This is a genomic window from Modicisalibacter coralii (assembly GCF_004117855.1).
Classification (GTDB): Bacteria; Pseudomonadota; Gammaproteobacteria; order Pseudomonadales; family Halomonadaceae; genus Modicisalibacter; species Modicisalibacter coralii.
Genome location: NZ_QWBW01000007.1, coordinates 110,171 through 135,846, shown reverse-complemented (window position 1 = coordinate 135,846; position 25,676 = coordinate 110,171). Strand labels below are relative to the sequence as shown.

Genomic DNA, 25,676 nt, shown 5'->3' with positions numbered 1-25,676 from the left:
CGATGGGGTTTCCCGCTCGCCAACCGAGCCGTTTCCGGCTGGGCCTGTTGGGCTGCATCATGGCACTCGGCGCCACGTCGGCCTGGGCCGACTCGGCGTTCGATCCCGCCAGCCACCCGGACGTGGCGGCCTGGGTCGACGCCCGGGTGGCCGCCGGCACCGACCGCGACTGGCTGGTCAAGGCCCTTGACGAGGCCGGCTATAGCCAGGACGTGCTCGATGCCATGGCCAGGGCGCCCGAGCACCGCATGACCTGGGGCGAGTACCGCGACATCTTCATCCAGCCCGAGCGGGTCGAGGCCGGCGTGGCCTTCATCGAGGCCCACCGCGACGCCTTCGCGCGCGCCCGGGCGCAGTACGGGGTGGCCCCCGAGGTGATCGCCGCGATCATCGGCGTGGAAACCTACTACGGCCGGCACACCGGCACTCATCGGGTACTCGATTCCCTGGCCACGCTGGCGTTTCATCATCCGTCGCGCGGCGACTTCTTCCGCGGCGAACTGGCGGCCTTCATCGACCTGACCCGCGAGCAGGGCATCGATCCCGCCACGCTCGAGGGATCCTACGCGGGGGCGATGGGCTACCCGCAGTTCATTCCCACCAGCTATCAGGCCTACGCCGTGGACTTCGACGCCGACGGCAAGCGCGATCTGTGGCACGATCCCGTGGATGCCATCGGCAGCGTGGGCAACTACTTCGCGCGTCATGGCTGGCAGGCGGGCGGGGCGGTCGTGAGCGAGGCCTCGGGCCCGGCCACGCCGCCGGACGGCGTCACCTTCAACCAGGCGCGCGAGCCCTATGTGCGCATCGACGCGCTGGCCGCCAAGGGCATCACCCCCGCCGGGGGCGCCGGTCTGGACGCCGCGCAGCGGGTCGTGCCGCTGGCGCTCGAGGAGGGCGACGGCCGTGTCGACTATCGGCTCGGTCACGAGAACTTCTACGTCATCACCCGCTACAACCACAGTTATCTCTACGCCATGGCCGTCACCACCCTGGCCGAGCGCATTCGCGACGCGCGGGAGGCGTCGTCGTGAGACCGCTCTGGTGGCTGCTGCTGGCGGGACTGCTGGTGCTGGGTGGTTGCGCCTCCGGAGGGGGCGGGGACGGCGGTCGCTACGCCATGTCCCGTGATGCCTACCCGGACAATCCGCCCGATGTCGCCGACGTGCCCGACGCGGTACCCAGGGTCGAGCCGCTGGCCGCCAGCGGCAACCGCTCGACCTATCGGGTCTGGGGCAAGACCTATCATGTGCTGCCCAGTGCCGAGGGCTACGAGGCGGAGGGCACCGCGTCCTGGTACGGTGAGAAGTTCCAGGGCTATGACACCGCCAGCGGCGAGTCCTACGACATGTACAAGATGTCGGCGGCGCATCGTTCCCTGCCGTTGCCGACCTATGCCCGGGTCACCAATACCGACAACGGGCGCTCGGTGATCGTCAAGGTCAACGACCGAGGCCCGTTTCACGGCAATCGCCTGATCGATCTATCCTATGCGGCGGCCGCCCGGCTGGGTATCCTGCGCACCGGGACCGGGCACGTCCGGGTCGAGGCGATCGATCCGGTCGCCTGGCAGGCCCGGCACCGCTCGGGGAGCGAGACCTCGACGTCGCGCTCCCTGGCCTCGCGCCAGGCGTCGTCGCCCGATACCCGGGCGCGGCGTGATGCGGCGTCCGGGGCCGACTCGGCGGCGTCGACCCAGGCGCTGGCCACGCGAAGCGCGCCGACGGCGACGGCCATGCCGACCTCCGGGGCGTCGGGGGCCCGTGCAGAGAAAACGACGGCGTCCCGGGCGGCCGAGACCGGCACGTCCGCCACCGGCACGTCCGCTACCGGCACGTCCGCTACCGGCACGTCCGCCACCGACCCCGTGGCCGGGGACAGTGGGGCATTCTATCTGCAGGTGGCCGCGCTGAACTCGGCCACCAACGCCCGGAAATTGCGCGAACGCCTGCAATCGCGACTCGACCGGCCGGTACGCATCGACAGCGACGCCCGGCTGCACCGGGTTCAGGTCGGCCCCGTGGCCGATCGTTCAGCGCTGGAGGCGCTGCGCCAGCAGTTGCGCGACGTCGGTTATGCCCAGACCTTCGCCGTCACTGCCGGCAACTGATCCGTGTCTTCATTCTTGAAACAAGCAACGAGAAACACCGTCATGAGACTGTCCACTCTTTCTTCTCGCTCCTGGCAGGGACTGGCCGCCGCCGTCACCACGCTCTGCATCGCGTTGGTCCAGCCCGCCATGGCCGAGGATCAGCAAGCCTCGCAGCCCAAGCCGGATTCGTCGATGCAGCAGAGCCTGCCCGAGCCGATGATTCCCTCACCGCCCAGTCTCAATGCCTCCTCGTGGATTCTGCTCGACGCCAATAGCGGCGAGGTACTGGTCGAACACAACGCCGACCAGCGCCTGCCGCCGGCGAGTCTCACCAAGATGATGACCGCCTATATCGTCGAGAAGGAGATCAACGACGGCAACATCGCCGACGACGACATGGTCACGATCAGCGAGCATGCCTGGCGCACCGGCGGCTCGCGGATGTTCGTGCGCGAAGGCACCCAGGTCAGCGTCAACGACCTGCTGCACGGCGTGGTCATCCAGTCCGGCAACGATGCCAGCGTGGCGCTGGCCGAGTACGTGGCCGGGTCCGAGCCATCGTTCGTCGACCTGATGAACCAGCAGGCGCAGCGCATGGGGCTCAAGAACACCCATTTCGCCAACGCCACCGGCCTGCCGCACGACGATCACTACTCCTCGGCGCGGGACCTGGCGAACATCGCCCGGCACATCATCCAGGACTTCCCCGATCACTACGAGATGTATTCGGAGAAGTACTTCACCTACAACGGCATCCGTCAGCCCAACCGCAACCGGCTGCTGTGGCGCGATCCGTCGGTGGACGGGCTCAAGACCGGCCACACCGACGCCGCGGGCTTCTGTCTGGTGTCGTCCGCCAAGCAGGACGACATGCGCCTGATCTCGGTGGTGATGGGCACCAATTCCGACGAGGCGCGCGCTCAGGAATCGCAGAAACTGCTCAGCTACGGCTTCCGGTTCTTCGACACCTTCAAGCTCTACCAGCGTGGCGCGGTACTCAACCAGCCGCGGATCTGGGGCGGCGCCCAGGATACCCTCAAGCTCGGTGTCACCGATGCCCTGTATCTGACCGTGCCCAAGGGGCGCCGCGACGAGATGACCGCCAAGCTGAACATTCCCGAGACCATCAAGGCCCCGGTGCAGGCCGGGCAGCAACTGGGCACCCTGCAGGTCAAGCTCGGCGAGGAGGTGATCCGCGAAGAACCGCTGGTCGCGCTGCAGAGCGTCGAGCAGGGCGGTTTCTTCAAGCGCATCTGGGACGCGGTGCTGCTGTTCTTCACCGGGCTGTTCTGATCCGCATGTCCCCGCCGCCGCGTGGCGGCGGGCCAGGGTCGCGGCGACGTCGCGACCTTGGTCGATCTGGCGAGGTTGCGTAGAATACGCGCAGATACCCTTCATCGAGTGACCATCATGACCGACAAGTCCCTTCGGGATCTGCGTGTCGAGGCGCCACAGGCCGGCACCGGCGCGCCCAAGGTCGAATATCCCTGCGACTATCCGATCAAGATCGTCGGCGACGCCGCGGACGACTTCCAGGCCACCGTCATCGACATCGTCGAGCAGCACGCTCCGGGCGTCGACCGCACCACCATCACCGCCGTCGACAGCCGCAATGGCAAGTACCGCTCGGTGCGCGTGACCATCACCGCCACCGGCGAGGAGCAGCTGCGTACGCTGTTCGCCTCGCTCAAGGCCTCGGGTCGCGTCCACATGGTGCTGTAATGAGCGCCCTGGACGTCTATCGTCTCGGGCGTCTGCCCTATGAGCCGGTCTGGCGGGCGATGCGCGACTACACCGATACGCGCACGCCGGAGGCGCCGGACATGCTGTGGCTGGTCGAGCACGACCCGGTCTTCACCCAGGGGCAGGCGGGGCTGGCCGAGCATGTACTGATGCCGGGGGACATCCCGGTGGTCGCCACCGATCGGGGCGGCCAGGTCACCTATCATGGCCCCGGCCAGTTGGTGCTGTATCCGCTGCTCGATGTGCGGCGTCATCATCTGGGCGTGCGCGACCTGGTGACGGCACTGGAAAACGCCGTCATCGATGCCCTGGCCGAACACGGCGTCGAGGCGCGGGCCCGGCCCGATGCCCCGGGTGTCTACGTCGGCGAGGCCAAGATCGCCTCACTGGGCCTGCGCATCCGTCGTGGCTGCAGCTTTCACGGGGTGGCGTTCAACGTCGACATGGATCTCGCGCCCTTCGCGCGCATCAACCCCTGTGGCTATGCGGGCCTGGCGATGACCCAGCTTCGCGAGTGCGTCGCCGGCCCCGTACGGCTCGACCAGGAGGCCTCGCGGCTGATCCGTTGCCTGGCGACGCGCCTGGGCATCGAGTCCCTCGTCGAGCATGAGGGCCTGCCCGCCGGGCTTGCCCCCGACGCCGCTTCCCGCGTCGGCTGACTCTCTCCCACGGGCCCCTTCGCGGTGCCGCAAACGACGAGCCCTCTGCAGGCGACTGCAGAGGGCTTTCTTGTCTTGCGAGCGGCAAGCTTCGGGCGTCCGTCAGGCGTCGACCATCGGCAGGCATACGAAGCTGGGGCCGGGGGCGGGTTCGATCGGGGCCTTGAAGTGGGCGTTGAGTTCCGGCAGCAGTTCGCGCAGAAAGCGCAGGAACAGTTCGGTCACCGGGGTCGGGTAGCGGTCCTTGGGATAGACCGTGCACCACGAGCGCTTGAGCGGGAAGCCGGGCAGCGCGGGGGAGGCGAGCAGCCCCGAGGCCAGTTCGAGCTGAACGGCCAGTCGCGGCAGCACGGCGACGCCGAGATGCGCCATCACGCCCTGCTTGATCGCCTCGTTGGTGCCCAGTTCCAGGGTGTGCGCCAGCGATACACGCTCGCGGGCGACGAACTCCTCGAAGGCGGTGCGCGTCCCGGAGCCGGGTTCGCGCATCAGTACATAGTGCTGGGCGAAATCCTCGAGGGTCGGCTTCGCGGCGGTGAGCAGGGGGTGGCCGGGCCAGACGATGGGGATCATCTCGTTGTCGAGGATCGGCATGAAGGAGAGGTTGGCATCGTCCGGGACCATGCCCATGATCACCAGGTCGTCGCGCCGCTCGGCGAGGCGTTCCAGCGCCTGGCCGCGGTTGCAGACCCGCAGTCGGATATGGACCTCCGGGTAGCGTGCCCGGAACCGCGCCAGGATGTGCGGGACCACATACTGGGCGGTGGAAACCGCGGTCAGGTTGAGTTCGCCGCGGATGGTGCCGGCCAGCTCCGACAGTTCCATCTGCAGGCTCGAGACCTGACCGAAGATCGACTGCACGCTCGCCGCCAGGGCGTCCGCGGCCGGCAGCACGTGCAGGGTCTTGCCGGCGTACTTGAACAGCGGTTGTTCGAGCGCCTGCTCGAGCTGGCGAATCTGGGCGCTGACCGCGGGCTGGGTCAGGCCCAACTGCTCGGCCGCCCGCGAATAGGACTGCTGCCGATGCACGGCCTGGAAGACCTGTAGCTGGCGAAAGGTCAGTCGATTGAGCAGATGGGGGCGCGACATGGCGGTTTCCGCGTTAGGTATAAGCCGTAACTTATAGCTTGGCAAAAAAATATCAATTTTTCTATTGGCAACGAGCCGGGTAGCGTAAAAGGCACACCCTGCGAGGCCAAGGAAACGGGCAAGCAACCCGCTAGTTTTTCGCATGCCTGTCGTGGACGCAACCCTGGAGGACAGACCGTGTTCCGGAAACTGTTGATCGCCAACCGCGGCGAGATCGCCGTACGGATCGTGCGTGCCTGTGCCGAGATGGGCATTCGCTCCGTCGCCATCTATACCGAGCCGGACCGCTTCGCCCTGCACGTCAAGCGGGCCGACGAGGCGCATTTCGTCGGCGACGATCCGCTGGCCGGCTATCTCGACCCCCGGCGGATCGTCGATCTGGCCCGCGAGACCGGCTGCGATGCCATCCATCCGGGCTACGGCTTCCTCTCGGAGAACGCCGACCTGGCACGGATCTGTGCCGAGGCGGGCATTGCCTTCGTCGGCCCCGATGCCGCGGTGATCGCCAGCATGGGCGACAAGACCGCGGCACGCGCGGCGATGCGCGAGGCGGGCGTGCCGGTCACGCCCGGTTCGGAAGGCAACCTGGCCGATCGCGAGGAAGCCCTGGCGCTGGCCGAGGAGATCGGTTATCCGGTGATGCTCAAGGCCACCTCGGGCGGTGGCGGTCGCGGCATCCGCCGCTGCGACGACGCCAGACAGCTCGAGCAGGCCTGGGACCGGGTGATCTCGGAGGCCACCAAGGCCTTCGGCAGTGCCGACGTCTTCATGGAAAAGTGCGTGGTCGAGCCGCACCACATCGAGGTGCAGGTGCTCGCCGACCGCCATGGCCACGTCATCCACCTCTTCGAGCGTGACTGCTCGATCCAGCGCCGCAACCAGAAGCTCATCGAGATCGCCCCCAGCCCGCAGTTGACCCCCGAGCAGCGTGCCTACGTCGGCGAGCTGGCGGTGCGCGCCGCCAAGGCGGTGGGTTACGAGAACGCCGGCACCGTGGAGTTCCTGGTCAAGGGCAACGAAATCTACTTCATGGAGATGAACACCCGCGTTCAGGTCGAGCATACCATCACCGAGGCGATCACCGGGGTCGACATCGTCCGCGAGCAGATCCGTATCGCCGCGGGGCTCAAGCTGGCCTTCCGTCAGGAGGACATCCAGCACCACGGCTATGCGATCCAGTTCCGCATCAACGCCGAGGATCCCAAGAACGACTTTCTGCCCACCTTCGGCCGCATCACCCGCTACTACGCGCCGGGCGGGCCCGGGGTGCGGACCGACACGGCGATCTACACCGGCTACACGATCCCGCCGTACTTCGACTCCATGTGCCTGAAGCTGATCGTCTGGGGCCTGACCTGGGAGGAAACGCTGGACCGAGGCATTCGTGCGCTCAACGACATGCGCCTGCAGGGGGTCAAGACCACCGCGCCCTATTACCAGGAGATCCTGCGCCATCCCGACTTCCGCCGCGGCGAGTTCGACACCGGATTCGTTCCCGCGCATCCGGAACTGCTCAACTACTCGGTGAAGCGCAACCCCGAAGAGGTCGCGCTGGCCATCGCCGCCGCCATCGCCGCCCACGCCGGACTATAACAAGGAGAGACTCATGAGCCCGATTCAACCCGCGCGGGTCCAGGTGACCGACGTCGTGCTGCGTGACGGCCACCAGTCGCTGATCGCCACCCGTTTGCACACCGAGGACATGCTGCCGATCTGCCCGCAGCTCGACGCCATCGGCTTCCACTCGCTGGAGGTGTGGGGCGGGGCGACCTTCGATGCCTGTGTGCGCTTTCTCAAGGAGGACCCCTGGGAGCGGCTGCGCGCCTTGAAGGCGGCGCTGCCCAACACGCCGCTGCAGATGCTGCTGCGCGGCCAGAACCTGCTCGGCTACCGCCACTACGCCGATGACGTGGTCGAGCGCTTCGTCGCCAAGGCCGCCGATAACGGCGTCGACATCTTTCGCGTGTTCGATGCGCTCAACGACCTGCGCAACCTCGAGACCGCCATGCGCGCGGTCAAGGCCAGCGGCAAGCACGCCCAGGGCACGCTGTGCTATACGGTCAGCCCGGTGCATACCCTGGCGATGTACATCGACCAGGCCCAGCGGCTGGCCGACATGGGTGCCGATTCGATCGCCATCAAGGACATGGCGGGCCTGCTCACGCCCTATGCCACCGAGGAGCTGGTCGCCGCGCTGGTCGAGGCGGTCGAGGTGCCGATCCACCTGCATGCCCATGCCACCTCGGGACTCTCGGCGCTGTGCCATCTCAAGGCCGTCGAGGCCGGTTGTCGTCACATCGACACCTGCAACTCGGCGTTCGCCGGCGGCACCAGTCACCCATCCACCGAGTCCATGGTCGCCGCCTTCGCCGGGACCGATCACGACACCGGGCTCGACCTCGAGGCGCTCAAGGAGATCGGTGACTACTTCCGCGAGGTGCGCAAGAAGTATGCCGCCTTCGAGAGCGAATTCACCCGCGAGGACGTCTCGGTACAGATCAACCAGGTGCCGGGCGGGATGATGTCCAACCTCGCCAATCAGCTCAAGGAGCAGAATGCGCTGTCGCAGATCCGCGAGGTGTTCGCCGAGATCCCGCGGGTGCGTGCCGACCTGGGGTATCCGCCGCTGGTCACGCCCACCTCGCAGATCGTCGGCACCCAGGCGGTGATGAACGTGCTGACCGGCGAGCGCTACAAGACCATCACCAACGAGGTGAAGCGCTACCTGCAGGGCGGTTACGGCCACCCGCCGGCCGAGGTCGACGCCGGGATCCGGCGGCGCGCGATCGGCAACGAGCCGGTCGAGGAGGGGCGCCCCGCCGATGCGCTGGCCCCGGAGATGGCGCGCCTGACCCGGGACATCGGTGAGCTCGCCGAGGGCGAGGAGGACGTGCTGACCTTCGCCATGTTCCCCGAGCTGGGCCGCGACTATCTCGAGGGGCGCCGCGACGGCACGCTCACCCCCGAGCCGCTGCCCGCCCCGGATGACGGCGGCGGGCGTCCGGTCACCGAGGGGGTGCCCACCGAATTCGTGATCGACGTCCACGGTGAGTCCTACGAGGTGCAGATCACCGGCGTGGGCAGCATCGGCGGCAAGCGCCAGGTCTATCTGACCCTCGACGGCATGCCCGAGGAAGTCGTCTTCGAGGCCAAGGACGACTACGTCGGCGGCGGCGGTGCGGGGCGTGCCCAGGCCTCGCAGCCCGGTCATGTCACCACCTCGATGCCCGGCAACATCGTCGACGTGCTGGTCGAGGTCGGCGATTCTGTCGAGGAAGGCCAGGCGGTGCTGATCACCGAGGCGATGAAGATGGAAACCGAGGTTCACGCCCGCGTCGCCGGTAGCGTCAAGGCGGTCCACGTCGCCCGCGGCGATCGTGTTACCCCCGGCGAGGTGCTGATCGAGATCGAGTGACGCGTCGCGTCGCCTGGTGTCATGCTGACCCGGCCTGGTGCCGGGTTTTTCCGTCGCGGCCACGATCGCCTATGCTGTCAGCGTTGCTACCCGGATTGTTCGGCTAGCGAGGCGCATCGAGTCGCCGGACGCCGGTCTCGTCACGCCGGCATCTGGCGCCTACCCGGCCCTCCTCAAGAGAGCCACCAAGGAACCAATGGGAGACACCTCATGGACGACAGACATACCTCCGACGAATTTGGCCGGTTGATCGACCGTTGCTGCGACCAGGCGGGTCGCGTGGATGCCCGCAGTGCCCTGGCGGGCGGGGCCCTGGGACTGCTGCTCAGCAGTCGTCACGGCCGCGGCCTGCTGGGCAAGGCGCTCAAGTACGGCGTCGTGGCCGGGTTGGGCGCGCTGGCCTGGCAGACCCGTCGGCAGCGCAGCGGCTACGACGCCGACGAGGCCCGCGAGATGACCCGGCCGCCGGCGGCGAGGCCCGGGGGCGACGAACCGTCCGAGGCCGGCGACGCGCCGCGAGACGCTGGCGCCTCCGGCGAGGCGCCGCGCGCTCCCGGCTTCCCCGGACCCTGACACGGGGCAACGCCCGAACCCGGCCGTTCGGGCGTCGTCCGCGGCCTGACGAGCCCGGCCACGGGATCAGTCACGACCCGGTGTGGCGCTGATCTTGTGCAGCGACAGGTCGGCGCCCTCGAATTCCTGCTCTTCGCTGAGGCGAATGCCGACGATGGCCTTCAACCCGCCATAGATGACGGTCCCGGCGATCAGTGCCAGGACGATGCCCAGCAGCGTTCCCGCGCATTGCGAGGCGAGACTGATGCCGCCCAGGCCCCCCAGCGCCGGCTGACCGAACAGCCCGGCGGCGATACCGCCCCAGGCGCCGCAGATCCCGTGCAGGGGCCAGACCCCCAGCACGTCGTCGATACGCCAGCGGTTCTGCGTCTGCGTGAACAGCACCACGAACAGCGCGCCGGCCACCGCGCCGGTGGCCAGCGCACCGATCGGGTGCATGAGATCCGAGCCGGCGCAGACCGCCACCAGGCCCGCCAGGGGGCCGTTGTGAATGAAGCCGGGGTCGTTGCGGCCCAGCGCCATCGCCGCGAGGATGCCGCCGACCATCGCCATCAGCGAGTTGACGGCGACCAGTCCGCTGATGCCGTCGAGTGTCTGGGCGGACATCACGTTGAAACCGAACCAGCCGACCGTCAGCGTCCAGGACCCCAGCGCCAGGAAGGGTATGCTCGAGGGTGGATGGGCGGCCACCGCGCCATGTCGCGGATAGCGGCCACGGCGCGCACCCAGCAGCAGCACGGCGACCAGCGCGACCCAGCCACCGAAGCCGTGGACCACCAGGGAGCCGGCGAAGTCATGGAAGGGCTGGCCGAAGGTCGCTTGCAGCCAGGCCTGGATCTGCCAGTTGCCGTTCCAGACGATGCCTTCGAAGGTGGGATAGGCCAGGCCCACCAGCAGCAGCGTGGCGGTGAACTGCGGGTAGAAGCGTGCCCGCTCGGCGATGCCCCCGGAGATGATCGCCGGGATCGCCGCGGCGAAGGTCAGCAGGAAGAAGAACTTGACCAGGCCGTAACCGTGGTCGAGCGAGAGCTGCTCGGCGCTGGCGAAGAAGCCATTGCCATAGGCGATAGCGTAGCCGACCACGAAGTAGGCCAGCGTCGAGGCGGCGAAGTCGGTGATGATCTTGACCAGGGCGTTGACCTGATTCTTGGCGCGTACCGTACCCACTTCCAGGAAGGCGAAGCCGGCGTGCATGGCCAGTACCATGCAGGCGCCCAGCAGCAGGAACAGTACGTCGGCACTCGAGGGAATGTCAGTCATGGCGTGTGAGTTCGTTGTCTACGGGTTCGTTGCGGTGAACTAGCGGGGTCGTGCACTGCGATAAAGGGGCTTGCACGTTTTGTGCCAGCTTTTTTTGTCGCCATTTCTCAACGGCTTGGGCGCAGGGTGAGCGTTTCTGGTGCGCGTGGTGCGCTATTCGGGTGCGTCGTCGGGGATCTTGTGCACTATTTTTGTGCTTTCGGGCGGGCTCGATGCCACGGTTTGGCGCATTCGCCCGCAGGCCCGATTTTCATGATTGCCGGCTGCAACCACGCCCGGATGGCGTTATGCTGATCTTGCAGTGCAGCAAATTTCATCGGAGCCCACTCATGCTTCCCGTTCAAGCTTCTCTCGCGCGGACGATGTCGGCGTTCTGGGACCCCCTGGGGCTCGGTCAGGCCGCCATCGACTACTGGCGCGACACCGTCGAGCGCAGCGTGCTGTATCTCGACGTCATGCGCCAGCGCGGGAATCAGTATCTCGAGCATATGGAGCAGACCCGCCCCAGCGTGCTGGGATTCGAGGTCGAACTGCTCGTCGACGGGCGCGACTTGCCGCGTCCGGTCAACTACGAGTTGATGCGCATCGTGCCCCCCGAGGGCATCGAGATCGACGAGGACCGGCGGCCCTTCGTGGTCGTCGACCCGCGTGCCGGCCACGGGCCCGGCATCGGCGGCTTCAAGCCCGACAGCGAGATCGGCGTGGCGCTGCGTGCCGGGCATCCGTGCTACTTCATCGGCTTTCTGCCGTTTCCGGTGCCCGGGCAGACCGTGCTGGACGTCGTCGAGGCCGAGGCGCATTTCCTCCACGAGGTGATCGCGCGTCACCCCCAGACCGTCGAAAAACCGATGGTGGTGGGCAACTGTCAGGCCGGCTGGCAGCTGATGATGGCGGCGGCGCTCGAGCCCGACTGCTTCGGGCCCATCCTGATCGCCGGCGCACCGCTGTCCTACTGGGCCGGCGAGCGCGGCAAGGCGCCGATGCGCTACAGCGGCGGCATGACCGGCGGCAGCTGGGTCACCGCCTTCGCCAGCGACCTGGGGGCCGGCAACTTCGACGGCGCCTGGCTGGTGCAGAACTTCGAGAAGCTCAATCCGGCCAACACGCTCTGGACCAAGCAGTACCGGCTGTTCGCCAACATCGACACCGAGGCCGATCGCTACCTCGAATTCGAACGCTGGTGGGGCGGACACGTGGTGCTGGCCGGCGAGGAGATCCAGTACATCGTCGACAATCTGTTCGTCGGCAATCGCCTGAGCACCGCCCAGTTGCTGACCCGCGACGGGCGCCGCATCGACCTGCGCAACATCCGCTCGCCGATCGTGGTGTTCTGTTCCAAGGGCGATGACATCACGCCGCCGCCCCAGGCGCTGGGCTGGATCACCGACCTCTACGACAGCGTCGAGGACATCCAGGCCAACGAGCAGACCATCGTCTACTGTGTCCACGATACCACCGGCCATCTGGGGATTTTCGTGTCGGGCAGCGTCTCGCGCAAGGAGCATGCCGAGTTCACCGCCAACATGGACTACATCGACATCTTGCCCCCGGGTCTCTACGAGACGCAGGTCACCGAGCGCCCGCCCAGCGAGGCAGCGCCGGTCGACGGCGATTACCTGCTCGAGTTCACGCCGCGGGGCCTCAAGGATGTCGACGAGATCGTCCAGCCGCTGCACGAGGACGAGCGGCGCTTTGCCACCGTGGCGCGGCTGTCGGAGATCAACCTGGGGCTCTACCAGCGCTACCTGCAGCCCTGGATGCATGCCCTGATGACCCCCGAAGCGGCACGCTGGATTCGCCGCATGCACCCCATCCGGCTGGGCTACAAGCTGCTGTCGGATCGCAATCCGGCGACCGTCCCGTTGCCGGTGATGGCCGATTACGTCCGTGCCAACCGCGCCCGGGCGGGGGAGAACAACCCCTTCCGGATCGCCGAACGCATGCTCTCCGACGACATCGTGCGCATGCTGGACAGTTATCGCGATGTGCGTGACCGCGCCACCGAGTGGGCGTTCATGGAGATCTATGGCCAGCCCTGGCTGCAGATCCTGGCCGGGTTGGGCGTCGATCGCGGCGCGGTGCCGAGCCGCCGCCCCGGGCAGGAGCCGGAGCACCGTCGCTTCGTCAGCCAGCGCCGCGAAGAGATGCGCGCCAGGATCGATCAGGGCGATGTTCACGATGCCGTGATGCGGGCGATCATCTTCGTGCTCGGCGGGGCTCCGTCGACCGACGAGCGCAATTTCCAGCGCCTCAAGGCGACCCGCGCCGAAGTCGAGCCCAATCTCGACCTCGAACGGTTCAAGGCGCTGGTGCGCGAGCAGTTCTTCATTCTCAAGCTCGACCCGCAGGCCGCGCTCGGCGCGCTACCGACCCTGCTGGAAGGCGAGAGTGCCGAGACCATCGACGCGCAGCTGCAGCACATCGAGCACGTGGTCGAAGCCAGTGCGCCGCTCTCGGGTCGCACCCAGGATCGCCTGGAAAAGGTCAGAACGTTGTTCCTTCGGGCGCGTCAGGCGGTGCGCGACGCGTCTCCGGTGACGGCCCTCGGTGGCGAGACCGGCAAGGCCGAGGTCGAGAAAGCCGAGGCCGAAGCGGTCGCCTCCGGAAAGCGCCAGTCCGGGGCGCGCACGGCGCAGGACGGTGAAGCGTCAGGCGATGACACGGCCGAGACACTCGCGGAAGCCCCACCGGCGGCGCAGCCAGCGGGTCAGGCGGCATCGGAAACCCAGCGATCGGGGGCGAGCGAGGGCACCACGAACCCCGAGGCGGCGGGCAAGGAGCCGGGCCAGCGCACCACCGGCAACCGTCGCAAGCGCACGCCGCCGAAGCGCTCTTCCTGAGCCTGTCGCGGGTCCGCCACCCGCGCTGATCCGATGGCTCGTCGCGAAAAAAGGCGCCCCCGATAGTGATCGGGGGCGCCTTTTCACGTCTCGCCAGGGGGCTCGGGCCCTCAGGGCTGGGTACGCGAGGCGACCCAGTCGCTGGCGTCGGGAACATCGACGTCGTGATTTTCCGACAGATAGGGCGAGGTGATGATGAAGTCGGCGCTGGCGGCGTTGCAGGCGACCGGCACGTTCCACAGCGCGGCCAGGCGCAGCAGGGCCTTGACGTCCGGGTCGTGGGGCATCGGCGAGAACGGATCCCAGAAGAAGATCAGCAGGTCGAGACGCTGCTCGGCGATGCGGGCGCCGATCTGCTGATCGCCCCCCAGAGGGCCGCTCATCAGTCCTTCGACCGGCAGGCCCAGGGCATCGGCGACGCGCCTGGCCGTGGTGCCGGTGCCCAGCAGCTCATGCTGTGCCAGGGTCTCGCGCCAGTGCCCCGCCCAGTCCAGCAATTCCTGCTTCTTGCCGTCGTGAGCGATCAGCGCAATCCGCTTGCGACCCGGCAGGGTGCGCCGGGTATCGCGGCTGGGGCGCTGGGCGTTCATGCCTCGGCCCCCAGATCGAGGATCTTCAGGGTATTGGTGCCGCCGTGGGCGTTCATGTGATCGCCACGGGTGAGGATCACGTGATCGCCGTCCTGGGCGATGCCGCGCTCGCGCAGCACCTGCAGGGCACGCGCGTCGAGGCCCTCGGCGGGGATGTCGGTGGTGTCGAAGGGCAGCGAGACCACCCCGCGATACAGCGCCATGCGCCGCTGGGCGATGGGGCTGTGAGCGAGGCCGACGATGGGCAGGCCGGAACGGATGCGGGAGGCGATCAGCGGCGTGTAGCCGGTAGCGGTCATGCAGGCGATCGCCGCCACCCCGGAGAGGTGGTTGGCGGCATACATGGCGGACAGTGCCACCGTCTCGTCGATCCGCGAGAAGCCCTCGTGGATGCGGTGCTTGGATTCCTGGGCGCTGCGCTCGCGTTCGGCGCCCAGGCACAGCCGGGTCATCGCCTCGATGGTCTCCACCGGGTAGTCGCCGGCGGCGGTCTCGGCGGAGAGCATCACCGCGTCGGTGCCGTCGAGCACGGCGTTGGCGACGTCGAACACCTCGGCGCGGGTGGGCAGCGGCGAGTCGATCATCGACTCCATCATCTGGGTGGCGGTGATCACCGCGCGGTTGAGCGAGCGGGCGCGCTGGATCAGGCGCTTCTGCACGCCGATCAACTGGGCGTCGCCGATCTCCACGCCGAGGTCGCCACGGGCCACCATCACCGCCTCGCTGGCGCGGATGATGCCGTCCAGGGTCTCGGCGTCGGCGACCGCCTCGGCGCGCTCGACCTTGGCCACCAGGCCGATCTCCGCGCCGGCCTCGCCGAGCAGCTCGCGGGCGAGCTGCATGTCGGCCGCCGAGCGCGGGAAGGACACCGCGAGATAGTCGACGCCGATGTCGATGGCGGTCTTGAGATCCTCGCGGTCCTTGTCGGTGAGCGCGGCGGCGGAGAGCCCGCCGCCCTGCTTGTTGATGCCCTTGTTGTTGGAGAGCTTGCCGCCGACGCGCACCGTGGTGTGCACCCGCGGCGGCTCGACCCGCTCCACCGCGAGCTCGAGGCGGCCGTCGTCGAGCAGCAGCACGTCGCCCGGGGCGACGTCCTCGGCGAGGGCCTTGTAGTCGCAGCCGACCCGGGTGGCGTCACCGGCATCGCGTTCCAGCGAGACGTCGAGGACGAAGGGCTGGCCGGTCTCGAGGGTCACCGCGCCCTCGGCGAAGCGGGCGATGCGGATCTTGGGCCCCTGCAGGTCGCCGAGGGCGGCAACGCTGCGGCCGTGACGCTCGGCGGCCTCGCGCACCGCGGCCAGGCGGCGGCGGTGGTCATCGGCAGAGCCGTGGGAGAAGTTGAGGCGTACCACATCGACGCCGGCCTTGATCATCGCGTCGAGCACGCCCTCGCGATCGCTGGCGGGGCCGAGCGTGGCGACGATCTTGGTACGACGAATCGGGGCGTGGCCGTGCAATGCTTCCGGCATGAGTATCTCCTTAGCGGGCCGCTTTTCGTGAGCCTGGCCGTTTCGTGAGCCTGACTATAAAGGTGGCAAGAAAGCCTGAATGCGGAAACCGTTTTTTTCCGGGCGACAGGCGCCGGGCAGGTGGCATCCGTTTATGTAGTCATTTTACTACATAATAGTACAGCACAATGCCGGGTCACGGAAAAGGCCCGCCCGGCGGCAGCCGGACGGCCTGCCGTGTGCTGTCGACAGGATGGCCGAACGGGAACGCGTCCGGCGCCGGCGTATCGGCGCAGCAAGCGGCACGCAACGACGCCGCCGGACTCTCCCATGAGAGTCCGGCGGCGTGACAGGGTGATGACGCTCGGGCCGGCGGGTCAGCTGACGTTGAGGGTGGGAATCCGGTTGGGATCGGCTTCCTGGCCGGGAACCTGGGCGGGGGAGGCGAGTTCCAGCCCCAGGTTGTTGTTCTCGAAGACCCGGTCGGCCCGGTAGCTGGAACGCACCAGGGGGCCGGAGGGCACTTCCATGAAGCCCTTCTCGAGGCCCTGCTGGCGATAGCGCTCGAATTCCTCCGGCGTCACCCAGCGTTCCACCGGCAGGTGGTTGCGGGTGGGGCGCAGATACTGGCCCAGGGTGACGATGTCGACGCCGATGGCCCGCAGGTCATCGAAGGTCTGGAGGATCTCCTCGTCGGTCTCGCCGAGGCCGAGCATCAGGCTGGTCTTGGTGAGGATGTCGGGCCGGTGGCGCTTGGCGTGGGCGAGCACGTCGAGGGTCTTGCGGTAGCCGGCGCGGGCATCGCGGACGCGATGAGTGAGACGTTCCACGGTCTCGACGTTCTGGGCGAAGACTTCCAGGCCCGAGTCGACGACGCGTTCGACGTAGGCGGGCACCGCGTCGAAGTCCGGGGTCAGCGCCTCGACCACCACCTCGGGCGTGCGGGCCTTGATGGCGCGGATGCAGTCGGCGTAATGGCCGGCACCGCCATCGGCCAGGTCGTCACGATCCACCGAGGTGAGCACGATGTAGCGCAGGCCCATCAACTCGACGGACTTGGCGGTGTTCTCGGGTTCCTCGGCATCCAGCCAGCCCTTGGGGTTGCCGGTGTCGACGGCGCAGAAGCGGCAGGCGCGGGTACACACCGAGCCCATCAGCATGATGGTGGCGGTGCCGTTGCTCCAGCATTCGCCCATGTTGGGGCAGTGGGATTCGGCGCACACGGTGCTTAACCGGTGTTCCGAGACATTGCGCTTCACGGCATCGAAGCGTTCACCACCGGGTATCTGGGCACGCAGCCACTTCGGCTTACGGCCGAGGGCGGGGTTGTCCGCCTCCTGCTGCCTGCGCTGCTTCATGCCGTCCTTGATCGCGGTCGCACCGTGTTCGTTGCGGTACTTTTCCCCGCTGGACACCGGTTTGGCGGTCCTGTTGCTCATGATCTGCGAGCCTCTCCGTTCGGCGGCTATGCGTCACGCCCACGCGTCAGTCAGGGGGCGCCCGTGATGTCAAAGCGGGACGGCCGGCGCCGGGCATGGCGAATCTATCGGTACGGGCGATAACTTAGCATATCGTCGGCTTGACTGGACAGGTGACTTGGTTGCTGGATCGCGCGAGGCCGGGGGCGGCGTCGCTCGCCTCTTGTGAATCCGGTCGTCCTCGGGCTAGGTTCAAGGGGCCGCCCGGCGCGACTGGCGTGATACGGGTGGCTGGGGTAGGGTAGGCGCATTTTTCCGCCGGGAGCCCAGTGCTTCCGGTACGACGGACAGGTGCCGCGTCAACATTCGCTTGGCGGCGGCCAGTAAAAGTGGAGCACTATGGGCAAGTCACTGGTCATCGTCGAGTCGCCGGCCAAGGCCAAGACGATCAACAAGTACCTCGGCAAAGACTACATCGTGAAGTCGAGCGTCGGCCATATTCGCGACCTGCCGACCAGCGGCTCCGGCAAGAATGCCAGCGATCCCAAGGAGCGCGCGCGTCAGGCCGCGGCGACCCGCAAGATGTCGCCGGACGAGAAGGCCGCTTACAAGAAGCACAAGGCCTGGAGCCAACTGATCCGGCGCATGGGCCTCGACCCGGAGAACGGCTGGGAAGCCAACTACGAGATCCTGCCCGGCAAGGAGAAGGTCGTCGAGGAACTGGCCAAGCTGGCCAAGAAGGCCGATGCCATCTATCTCGCCACCGACCTCGACCGCGAGGGGGAGGCGATCGCCTGGCACCTGCGCGAGACCATCGGCGGCGACGACGCGCGCTACAAGCGGGTGGTGTTCAACGAGATCACCAAGAACGCCATCCAGGAGGCCTTCAAGGAGCCGGGCAGTCTCAACATGCCGCGGGTCGAGGCCCAGCAGACGCGCCGCTTCCTGGACCGCGTGGTGGGCTTCATGCTCTCGCCGCTGCTGTGGAGCAAGATCGCCCGCGGGCTCTCCGCCGGGCGCGTACAGTCCGTGGCGGTGCGCCTGATCGTCGAGCGCGAACGCGAGATCCGCGCCTTCGTGCCCGAAGAGTTCTGGGACGTGCATGCCGACCTGAAGCCGGCCGGTGGCGACGAGAGCGTGCGCTTCGAACTGGTGCGCCAGGACGGCAAGCCGTTCCGGCCCACCTCCGAAGCCGAGACCCAGGAGCGTATCGCCGCGCTGAGCAAGGCCGGCCTGGCGATCACCGCCCGCGAGGAGAAGCCGACCCGCTCCAAGCCCAACGCGCCGTTCATCACCTCGACGTTGCAGCAGGCCGCCAGCGGCCGGCTGGGTTTCTCGGTGAAGAAGACCATGACGCTCGCCCAGCGGCTCTACGAGGCGGGCTACATCACCTACATGCGTACCGATTCCACCAACCTCTCCCAGGAGGCGGTGAATGGCGTGCGCGACTACATCGGCAGCGAATTCGGGCAGCGCTACCTGCCGGAATCGCCCAACCGTTACTCCAGCAAGGAGGGCGCCCAGGAGGCTCACGAGGCGATCCGCCCCTCCGAGGTGACCCGCACCGCCGCCGATCTGGCGGGCATGGAGCGCGACGCCGAACGCCTCTACGAGCTGATCTGGCGTCAGTTCGTCGCCTGCCAGATGATGCCCGCCGAATACCTGTCGACCACGCTCACCGTGGAGGCCGACGGCTATGAGCTGCGCGCCAAGGGTCGGGTGCTCAAGTTCGACGGTTACACCCGGGTCATGAAGCCCGCCGGCAAGAAGGACGAGGACCAGACCCTGCCCGATCTGGCCGAAGGCACGGTCATGGAACTGGTGAAACTCGATCCGCAGCAGCACTTCACCAAGCCGCCGGCGCGCTATACCGAGGCGAGCCTGGTCAAGGAACTCGAGAAGCGCGGCATCGGTCGGCCGTCGACCTACGCCTCGATCATCTCGACCATTCAGGACCGTGGCTACGTCAAGCTCGAGAACCGTCGCTTCTATGCCGAGAAGCTCGGCGACATCGTCACCGATCGTCTCGTCGAGTCGTTCGGCGACCTGATGGACTACGGTTTCACCGCGCGCATGGAGGACAGCCTCGACGAGGTGGCCGAGGGCGAGCGCAACTGGAAGGCGCTGCTCGATGCCTTCTACGCCGAGTTCCGCGCCGAACTGGAGCAGGCCGAGGGCGAGCAGGGCATGCGCCCCAACCAGCCGGTGCCCACCGACATCGACTGTCCCAAGTGCGGGCGCAAGATGCAGATTCGCACCGCCTCCACCGGCGTGTTCCTGGGCTGCTCGGGCTACAACCTGCCGCCCAAGGAGCGCTGCAAGACCACCATCGACCTGATCCCCGGTGAAGAGGCGGTGGCCGCCGACGCCGGCGACGATGCCGAGACCGATGCCCTGCGCGCCAAGCACCGCTGCCCCAAATGCGGCACGGCGATGGATAGCTACCTGATCGACGAGACCCGCAAGCTGCACATCTGCGGCAATAGCCCGGATTGCGACGGCTACGAGATCGAGACCGGCAAGTTCAAGATCAAGGGCTATGAAGGCCCGACCATCGAGTGCGACAAGTGCGGCGCCGACATGCAGTTGAAGTCGGGGCGTTTCGGCAAGTACTTCGGGTGTACCAACGAGAACTGCAAGAACACCCGCAAGCTGCTCAGGAACGGCGAGGTCGCGCCGCCCAAGATGGACCCGATTCCCATGCCGGAGCTGGCCTGTCAGAAGGTCGACGATCACTACGTACTGCGCGACGGTGCCAGCGGGCTGTTCCTGGCGGCCAGCCAGTTTCCCAAGAATCGCGAGACCCGCCCGCCGCTGGTCGCCGAGCTCAAGGCGCATGCCGAGGAACTGCCCGAGAAGTACCACTTCCTGCTCGATGCGCCGAGCGAGGATCCCGACGGGCGTCCCGCGCAGATCCGCTTCTCGCGCAAGACCAAGAGTCAGTACGTGATGACCGAGCAGGACGGCAAGGCCTCCGGCTGGAAGGCCACCTTCGAGGACGGCCGCTGGCAGATCGAGGACAAGCGCAAATGACCCCGCGAGGGCGCACCAATCAGTTGCTCTACCAGGCCGAACTGCTGCTCGAGGCGCCGGTCGGCGACGACGAGCACGCCGTGGCGCGGCGCATGGCCCAGGAAGAGGGCGCCCTGGCCACGCTGGGCCTGGCGCTGGATGCCACGCTGCGCGAACTCACCGAGCACGCGGCGCTGGCACGCCACGACTGGCGTGAGCTGCTCGGCCCCCAGGCCGAGGGGGTGGCCGAGTTGCGCCGCCTGCGCGCCCTGCGCGAGGACCCGGAAAGCTGGCTGGCGGGGCTCTGCCAGCGGCTCGACGCCCTGGCCGGGGTGGATGGCGTGGCGCGCCGCGAGCGTAGCGAATCGCTGATCGTCGCCGCCGACCGGATTGCGCTGGGCGACGAGTTGCGCGGATTCCTGCGGGCCTTCAAGGCCGAATTGACGGCGCTGCGTGAAACCAGTTTCGAATGGTGACGCCCGAGCGGCGTAAGTGATAAGCTGACGGCATGAGAACGACGACCATGGCCCATGCGCTGTGGTCGTTTTTTGTTGCCGTGGCACAAGACCGTAGCGAGGTGACCGTGTCAGAAACCGCTGTGCTGGAAATCGTCGAACTCGCCGATGGCGAAGTCATTCTGCGGCCCGCCGAGGGCGACGGCGAACCCTTGCTGAGCATCCGCTTCTCCGACGAGGCGGCCGATCTGCTGCGCCAGAGTCGCTTCGACGTGGCCCGCGAGATGATCGATCACGCGATCACCCGGACCCGGCTCTGGGAGGGGGATGCCAGTGACGAGGAGGTCGTGAAGCCGGGAACCGTCCACTGACGTTCACCGGCCATCATGAGCCGCTTTCATGATCATCCTGAAAAGTCTCCGTTAGCCAACTCATCATTCGCTCGGCATAGTGCGCTCCACACTCGAACGATGGAGCCGTACCATGCCGATGCCTCCCTTCCGTGCCGACACCGTCGGCAGCCTGTTGCGCAGCGACTCCCTCAAGCAGGCGCGCGCGCGCTTCCATGACGGCAGCATCGACGCCGGGACACTGCGTGACGTCGAGAACGAGGAGATCCGCCGGGTCGTCGCGCGTCAGGAGTCACTGGGCCTGAAGGCCGTTACCGACGGCGAATTTCGACGCGCCTGGTGGCATTTCGACTTCCTCGAGCGGCTCGACGGCGTCGAGGGCTACCAGGCCGAGCAGGGCATCCAGTTCCAGGGCGTGACCACCCAGGCGCGCAGCGTGCGGGTGACCGACAAGCTCGGCTTCCCGGCCGACCATCCGATGCTCGATCATTTCCGCTTCCTGGCCGACACGGTCTCCTCGGCGACCGCCAAGATGACCATTCCCAGCCCCAGCGTGCTGCACTTCCGCGGCGGGCGGCGCAACATCGATACCAGCGTCTATCCGAGCCTCGACGGCTTCTTCGCCGATCTGGCCGACACCTATCGCGATGCCGTGCGCGCCTTCCACGCCGCCGGTTGCCGCTACCTGCAGCTCGACGACACCGTCTGGGCCTATCTGTGTTCCGCCGAGCAGCTGGAAGCGGTGCGCGAGCGTGGCGACGACCCGTCGCGGCTGCAGTCGATCTATGCCGAGGTGCTCAACCACGCCCTGGCCGGACGGCCCGACGATCTGCATGTCAGCCTGCACGTCTGCCGCGGCAACTTCCGCTCGACCTGGATCAGCGAGGGCGGCTACGAGCCGGTCGCCGAGACGCTGCTGGGCGGGGTCGACGTCGATGCCTACTTCCTCGAGTACGACACCGACCGGGCCGGCGGTTTCGAGCCACTGCGCTTTCTGCCGGAGGGCCACAAGCAGGCGGTGCTGGGGCTGATCACCACCAAGAGCGGCGAGCTGGAGCCGGCGGAGGCGATCGAGCGGCGCATCGAGGAGGCACAGCGCTTCGTCGCCCGGGACCAGCTCTGCCTGAGCCCGCAATGCGGTTTCGCCTCCACCGAGGAGGGCAACCGCCTCAGCGAGGACGAGCAGTGGGCCAAGCTGGCTCGGGTGGTGGAGATCGCCCGGGACGTCTGGCCCGACGCCTGACGGCCGTCACCCGGCCTCGCGGTGCGGGGCCACGCCTAGATCCGGCCTGCGGGGCGACGAAAGATCGCGCTCTCGCTCCCTCCAGCGACTACGCTCTAGCTCTGGGACGGCGCAGGAGGGCGCGAGGATGCGGCTGAGGATCGGCTACGAGATCGTCTACGAGTGCCCGCAGGCGGTGCCGATGATCGTGATGACCCACGTGCACTATTCGCGGGCCTCGGATCTGGTGGCGCCGGATTATCTGGTCACGCTGCCGCCGTTGCCCAGCGAGCCCTACCGCGACTCGTTCGGCAACTGGTGCGTGCGGCTGGTGGCGCCGCCGGGACGCACCGTGATCGCCACCGATGCGGTGATCGACGACCCCGGCCAGCCCGATCGGGTGGATACCCAGGCGCCGCAATTGCCCGTGGAACGGCTGCCGGCCGAGACCCTGCTCTACCTGATCGGCAGCCGCTACTGCGAGACCGATCGGCTCTCCGACATCGCCTGGCAGCTGTTCGGCAACGGCCCCACCGGCTGGCAGCGCGTGCAGGCCATCTGCGACTTCGTGCACCAGCACATCAGCTTCGGCTACCCGTATGCCCGGGCGACCAAGTCGGCCTGGGAGGTCTATCACGAGCGCGGCGGCGTGTGTCGCGACTTCGCCCATCTGGCGGTGGCCTTCTGCCGGGCGATGAACATCCCGGCACGCTATTGCACCGGCTATCTCAGCGACATCGACATCCCCCCGCCACACGCCCCGATGGACTTCCATGCCTGGTTCGAGGCCTACCTCGACGGCGGCTGGTACACCTTCGACCCGCGCAACAACGACCGCCGGGTCGGACGTATCCTGATCGCCTACGGGCGGGATGCCGCCGATGTGCCGATCGCCAACACCTTCGGGCCCAACAGCCTGGTATCGTTTCGGGTCTGGACCCATGAAGACGACGGCGTGTCGCCCCTGGCGCACGGCCGGTCCTGACCCCACGAGAGGGAGTGAGCCTTGGAGCGTGTTGCGATCCTGGTCGATGTGCAGAACGTCTACTACACCACCCGTCAGGCCTTCGGCCGGCATTTCGATTACCGGGCGTTCTGGCGCCGGGCCACCGCCGGCCGTGAGGTCGTCGCCGCGTTCGCCTACGCCGTGGATCGTGGCGACGCGCAGCAGCGCCGCTTCCAGGAGATTCTCCGCGGGATCGGCTTCACGGTGAAGCTCAAGCCGTTCATACAGCGGCGTGACGGTTCCGCCAAGGGCGACTGGGACGTGGGGATCACCCTCGACGCCGTCGAGCTCGCCCCCGGGATCGAGCGCCTGGTACTGGTCTCGGGGGATGGCGATTTCGCGCTGCTGGCGGAGCGCCTGCGCGAACGTTTCGCCATCCCGGTCGAGGTCTACGGCGTGAAAGCCCTCACCGCCGAGGCCCTGAGATGTTCGGCCTCGGCCTTCATCGCCATCGACGAGTCCCTGCTGCTGACGCCTTCCTGACGGCACGCTGACCGCCGGATCGCCGGCCGCCGGGACGCCGGCCGATCAGCCATCGCGGTGGCGTTTCATCCAGTTGATCAACCCGCCCTCGAGCAGCACCTCGACCTGCCGCGGGGTCAGGTCGTGGCGCAGGGTGACCGCGCCCTGGGGCGTCTCGGCGGTCACAGTATCGCCGTCCTCGAGCGCCTGGTGCAGCCCCGACAAGCGCAGCGTCTGGCCGGCTTCCAGCGCGTCGTAGTCCGCGTCGCTGTCGAAGCGCAGCGGCAGCACGCCGAAGTTGACCAGATTCTGCCAGTGGATGCGTGCGAAACCCTTGGCCACCACCACGCGCAGGCCCAGATAGCGCGGCGCGATGGCGGCATGTTCGCGGCTCGAGCCCTGGCCGTAGTTGCGCCCGGCGATCACGGCATGGTCGCCGCTGTCGTGGGCATGCCCGACGTAATCCGCGTCGACGGGCCCGAAACAGAAGTCCGCGATCCGCGGGATGTTGCTGCGATAGGGCAGCACCTCGTTGCCGGCGGGCATGATCTCGTCGGTGGAGATATCGTCGGCCATCTTGAGCAGGATGGTCAGTTCGAGGTCGTCACCGATCGGCTCGAATTCGGGCAGCGAGGCGATATTGGGCCCCTTGATCAACTGGACCCGCGAGGACTCCGATTGCGGCAGGGGCGGCATCAGGTTGCGGGTGTCGACGATCGGATCGCTCGGGTTGCCGACCCGGGGGACGTCGAAATCGAGATCGCGGGGGTCGGTGATCTTGCCCCTGAGCGCCGAGGCGGTGGCGGTCTCCGGGCTGCACAGGAAGACCCGGTCCTCGCGGGTGCCGGAACGGCCGGGAAAGTTGCGCGGCACGGTACGCAGACTGTTGGTGTCGTTGGCCGGGGCCTGGCCCATGCCGATGCAGCCGTTGCAGCCGGCCTGGTGGAGACGGGCGCCGGCGCCCAGCAGGCTGAGTACGTGACCGTCGCGGGTCAGGGTCTCGAGGATCGAGCGCGAGGTGGGGTTGACGTCGAACGACACCCAGTCGCTGACCTGGCGGCCCTTGACCATCTCCGCGGCGATGGCGAAGTCGCGATAACCGGGATTGGCGGAGGAGCCGATATAGGCCTGGGTCAGTTCCTCGCCGGCGACCTCGCGTACCGGCACCACGTTGCCCGGGCTCGAGGGCCTGGCGATCAGCGGCACGACGTTGGCCAGGTCGATGGTCTCGTGCACGTCGTAGTCAGCGCCCTCGTCGGCCTCGAGCGGCGAGAAGTCGTCGCGGCGGCCCACCGACTCGAGGAAGTCTCTCACCGCCTCGTCGGCGGGAAACACGCTGGTGGTGGCGCCCAGTTCGGCGCCCATGTTGGCGATCACGTGGCGGTCCATGGCCGACAGGCTGGCGAGCCCCGGGCCATAGTATTCGATGATGCGCCCGGTACCGCCGTCGACGCCATGGCGGCGCAGCATCTCGAGGATCACGTCCTTGGCGCTGACCCAGTCGGGCAGCGCATTGGTCAGCTTGACGCCCCAGATCTCGGGCATCTTGAGGTGAAAGGGTTCGCCGGCCATGGCCATCGCCACGTCGATACCGCCGGCGCCGATCGCCAGCATGCCCATCGAGCCGGCGGCGGGAGTGTGGCTGTCGGAACCGAGCAGGGTCTTGCCGGGCTTGCCGAAGTGCTGCTGGTGGGTGGGATGGCTGACCCCGTTGCCGGCCCGGGAGAACCACACCCCGAGGCGCGCGGCGGCGCTCTGCAGAAAGCGGTGATCGTCGGGGTTCTTGTTGTCCTCCTGAATCAGGTTGTGATCGACGTACTGGGCCGAGACCTCGGTCTTGACCCGGTCGAGTCCCATCGCCTCGAGTTCCAGCATCACCATCGTGCCGGTCGCGTCCTGGGTCAGCGTCTGGTCGATGGTCAGGGCGATCGGCTCACCGGGATGCATGCGTCCCTGCGCCAGGTGCGCGTCGATCAGTTTCTGCGCCACGTTCATGGCCATGATGTTTCTCCTTTTGCGGGTCCTTCCTGCGTCCTGTCACG

21 protein-coding genes are annotated in these 25,676 nt (G+C 67.6%); 15 read left to right on the top strand and 6 right to left on the bottom strand.

Going from position 1 to position 25,676, the window contains the following annotated elements; all coding sequences use genetic code 11:
* Positions 1–2 precede the first annotated feature (2 nt).
* From mltB to lipB, 5 genes are all read left to right on the top strand, one after another.
* Positions 3–1,034: a lytic murein transglycosylase B gene (gene mltB, locus D0901_RS02665; RefSeq protein WP_233440333.1), complete on the top strand. Its 1,032-nt coding sequence runs from the start codon at positions 3–5 to the stop codon at positions 1,032–1,034.
* Entirely contained in the window at positions 1,031–2,110 is a 1,080-nt protein-coding gene (locus D0901_RS02660) for a septal ring lytic transglycosylase RlpA family protein (protein ID WP_425256164.1), read from the top strand. Before mltB ends, D0901_RS02660 begins: the two co-directional genes overlap by 4 nt.
* 42 nt (positions 2,111–2,152) lie before the next feature.
* Positions 2,153–3,385, top strand: coding sequence for a D-alanyl-D-alanine carboxypeptidase family protein (locus D0901_RS02655; RefSeq protein ID WP_129138741.1), 1,233 nt, complete (start codon positions 2,153–2,155; stop codon positions 3,383–3,385).
* A 117-nt stretch (positions 3,386–3,502) separates the two neighbouring features.
* Positions 3,503–3,814 (top strand): HP0495 family protein, encoded by a 312-nt coding sequence (locus tag D0901_RS02650; protein ID WP_129138740.1) that lies wholly within the window; start codon positions 3,503–3,505, stop codon positions 3,812–3,814.
* Complete coding sequence (gene lipB / locus D0901_RS02645; RefSeq protein WP_129138739.1) at positions 3,814–4,494, top strand: lipoyl(octanoyl) transferase LipB; 681 nt, start codon at positions 3,814–3,816, stop codon at positions 4,492–4,494. Before D0901_RS02650 ends, lipB begins: the two co-directional genes overlap by 1 nt.
* Positions 4,495–4,596: 102 nt before the next feature.
* Here lipB and D0901_RS02640 read toward each other — a convergent pair whose 3' ends face one another.
* The gene (locus D0901_RS02640) at positions 4,597–5,583 is read right to left on the bottom strand and encodes a LysR family transcriptional regulator (protein ID WP_129138738.1); all 987 of its coding nucleotides are present in this window, start codon (positions 5,581–5,583) and stop codon (positions 4,597–4,599) included.
* Positions 5,584–5,760: 177 nt separating this feature from the next.
* On the opposite strand from D0901_RS02640, the gene D0901_RS02635 reads away from it, so the two are divergent.
* The 3 genes from D0901_RS02635 (at position 5,761) to D0901_RS02625 (ending at position 9,571) form a co-directional block, all read left to right on the top strand.
* Entirely contained in the window at positions 5,761–7,176 is a 1,416-nt protein-coding gene (locus tag D0901_RS02635; RefSeq protein ID WP_129138737.1) for an acetyl-CoA carboxylase biotin carboxylase subunit, read from the top strand.
* A gap of 13 nt (positions 7,177–7,189) precedes the next feature.
* The gene (oadA, locus tag D0901_RS02630; protein WP_129138736.1) at positions 7,190–8,998 is read left to right on the top strand and encodes a sodium-extruding oxaloacetate decarboxylase subunit alpha; all 1,809 of its coding nucleotides are present in this window, start codon (positions 7,190–7,192) and stop codon (positions 8,996–8,998) included.
* Positions 8,999–9,208: 210 nt separating this feature from the next.
* Positions 9,209–9,571, top strand: coding sequence for a DUF533 domain-containing protein (locus D0901_RS02625; protein WP_129138735.1), 363 nt, complete (start codon positions 9,209–9,211; stop codon positions 9,569–9,571).
* A gap of 66 nt (positions 9,572–9,637) precedes the next feature.
* Here the strand turns inward: D0901_RS02625 and D0901_RS02620 are convergent, their stop codons facing one another.
* Positions 9,638–10,831: an ammonium transporter gene (locus tag D0901_RS02620; RefSeq protein ID WP_129138734.1), complete on the bottom strand. Its 1,194-nt coding sequence runs from the start codon at positions 10,829–10,831 to the stop codon at positions 9,638–9,640.
* A 329-nt stretch (positions 10,832–11,160) separates the two neighbouring features.
* Between D0901_RS02620 and D0901_RS02615 the strand changes: the two genes are divergently transcribed.
* Positions 11,161–13,671: a DUF3141 domain-containing protein gene (locus D0901_RS02615; RefSeq protein WP_129138733.1), complete on the top strand. Its 2,511-nt coding sequence runs from the start codon at positions 11,161–11,163 to the stop codon at positions 13,669–13,671.
* A gap of 110 nt (positions 13,672–13,781) precedes the next feature.
* Here the strand turns inward: D0901_RS02615 and D0901_RS02610 are convergent, their stop codons facing one another.
* From D0901_RS02610 to lipA, 3 genes are all read right to left on the bottom strand, one after another.
* On the bottom strand, positions 13,782–14,261 hold the full coding sequence (locus D0901_RS02610; protein WP_129138732.1) for a methylglyoxal synthase: 480 nt from the start codon (positions 14,259–14,261) through the stop codon (positions 13,782–13,784).
* The gene (gene pyk, locus D0901_RS02605) at positions 14,258–15,730 is read right to left on the bottom strand and encodes a pyruvate kinase (RefSeq protein ID WP_129138731.1); all 1,473 of its coding nucleotides are present in this window, start codon (positions 15,728–15,730) and stop codon (positions 14,258–14,260) included. Before pyk ends, D0901_RS02610 begins: the two co-directional genes overlap by 4 nt.
* 356 nt (positions 15,731–16,086) lie before the next feature.
* Positions 16,087–17,148 carry a lipoyl synthase gene (lipA, locus tag D0901_RS02600; RefSeq protein WP_129138730.1) on the bottom strand — a complete coding sequence of 354 codons (1,062 nt, stop codon included), beginning with the start codon at positions 17,146–17,148 and terminating at the stop codon, positions 16,087–16,089.
* A gap of 378 nt (positions 17,149–17,526) precedes the next feature.
* On the opposite strand from lipA, the gene topA reads away from it, so the two are divergent.
* The 6 genes from topA to D0901_RS02570 all read left to right on the top strand — a co-directional run bounded on the left by topA (position 17,527) and on the right by D0901_RS02570 (position 23,655).
* Entirely contained in the window at positions 17,527–20,160 is a 2,634-nt protein-coding gene (topA, locus tag D0901_RS02595) for a type I DNA topoisomerase (protein ID WP_129138729.1), read from the top strand.
* Positions 20,157–20,615, top strand: coding sequence for a DUF6586 family protein (locus tag D0901_RS02590; protein WP_129138728.1), 459 nt, complete (start codon positions 20,157–20,159; stop codon positions 20,613–20,615). The genes topA and D0901_RS02590 overlap by 4 nt, the downstream gene beginning before the upstream one ends.
* A 47-nt stretch (positions 20,616–20,662) precedes the next feature.
* Positions 20,663–20,965: a hypothetical protein gene (locus tag D0901_RS02585; RefSeq protein WP_224419675.1), complete on the top strand. Its 303-nt coding sequence runs from the start codon at positions 20,663–20,665 to the stop codon at positions 20,963–20,965.
* Between the two features lie 112 nt (positions 20,966–21,077).
* The gene (locus tag D0901_RS02580) at positions 21,078–22,187 is read left to right on the top strand and encodes a cobalamin-independent methionine synthase II family protein (RefSeq protein WP_203234778.1); all 1,110 of its coding nucleotides are present in this window, start codon (positions 21,078–21,080) and stop codon (positions 22,185–22,187) included.
* A gap of 127 nt (positions 22,188–22,314) precedes the next feature.
* Positions 22,315–23,151 (top strand): transglutaminase-like domain-containing protein, encoded by an 837-nt coding sequence (locus D0901_RS02575; protein ID WP_129138727.1) that lies wholly within the window; start codon positions 22,315–22,317, stop codon positions 23,149–23,151.
* A 21-nt stretch (positions 23,152–23,172) separates the two neighbouring features.
* Positions 23,173–23,655 carry a LabA-like NYN domain-containing protein gene (locus tag D0901_RS02570; RefSeq protein WP_129138726.1) on the top strand — a complete coding sequence of 161 codons (483 nt, stop codon included), beginning with the start codon at positions 23,173–23,175 and terminating at the stop codon, positions 23,653–23,655.
* A 45-nt stretch (positions 23,656–23,700) separates the two neighbouring features.
* On the opposite strand, the gene D0901_RS02565 is transcribed toward D0901_RS02570, so the two are convergent.
* Positions 23,701–25,635 carry an aconitate hydratase gene (locus D0901_RS02565; RefSeq protein ID WP_129138725.1) on the bottom strand — a complete coding sequence of 645 codons (1,935 nt, stop codon included), beginning with the start codon at positions 25,633–25,635 and terminating at the stop codon, positions 23,701–23,703.
* Between the last annotated feature and the right edge of the window lie 41 nt (positions 25,636–25,676).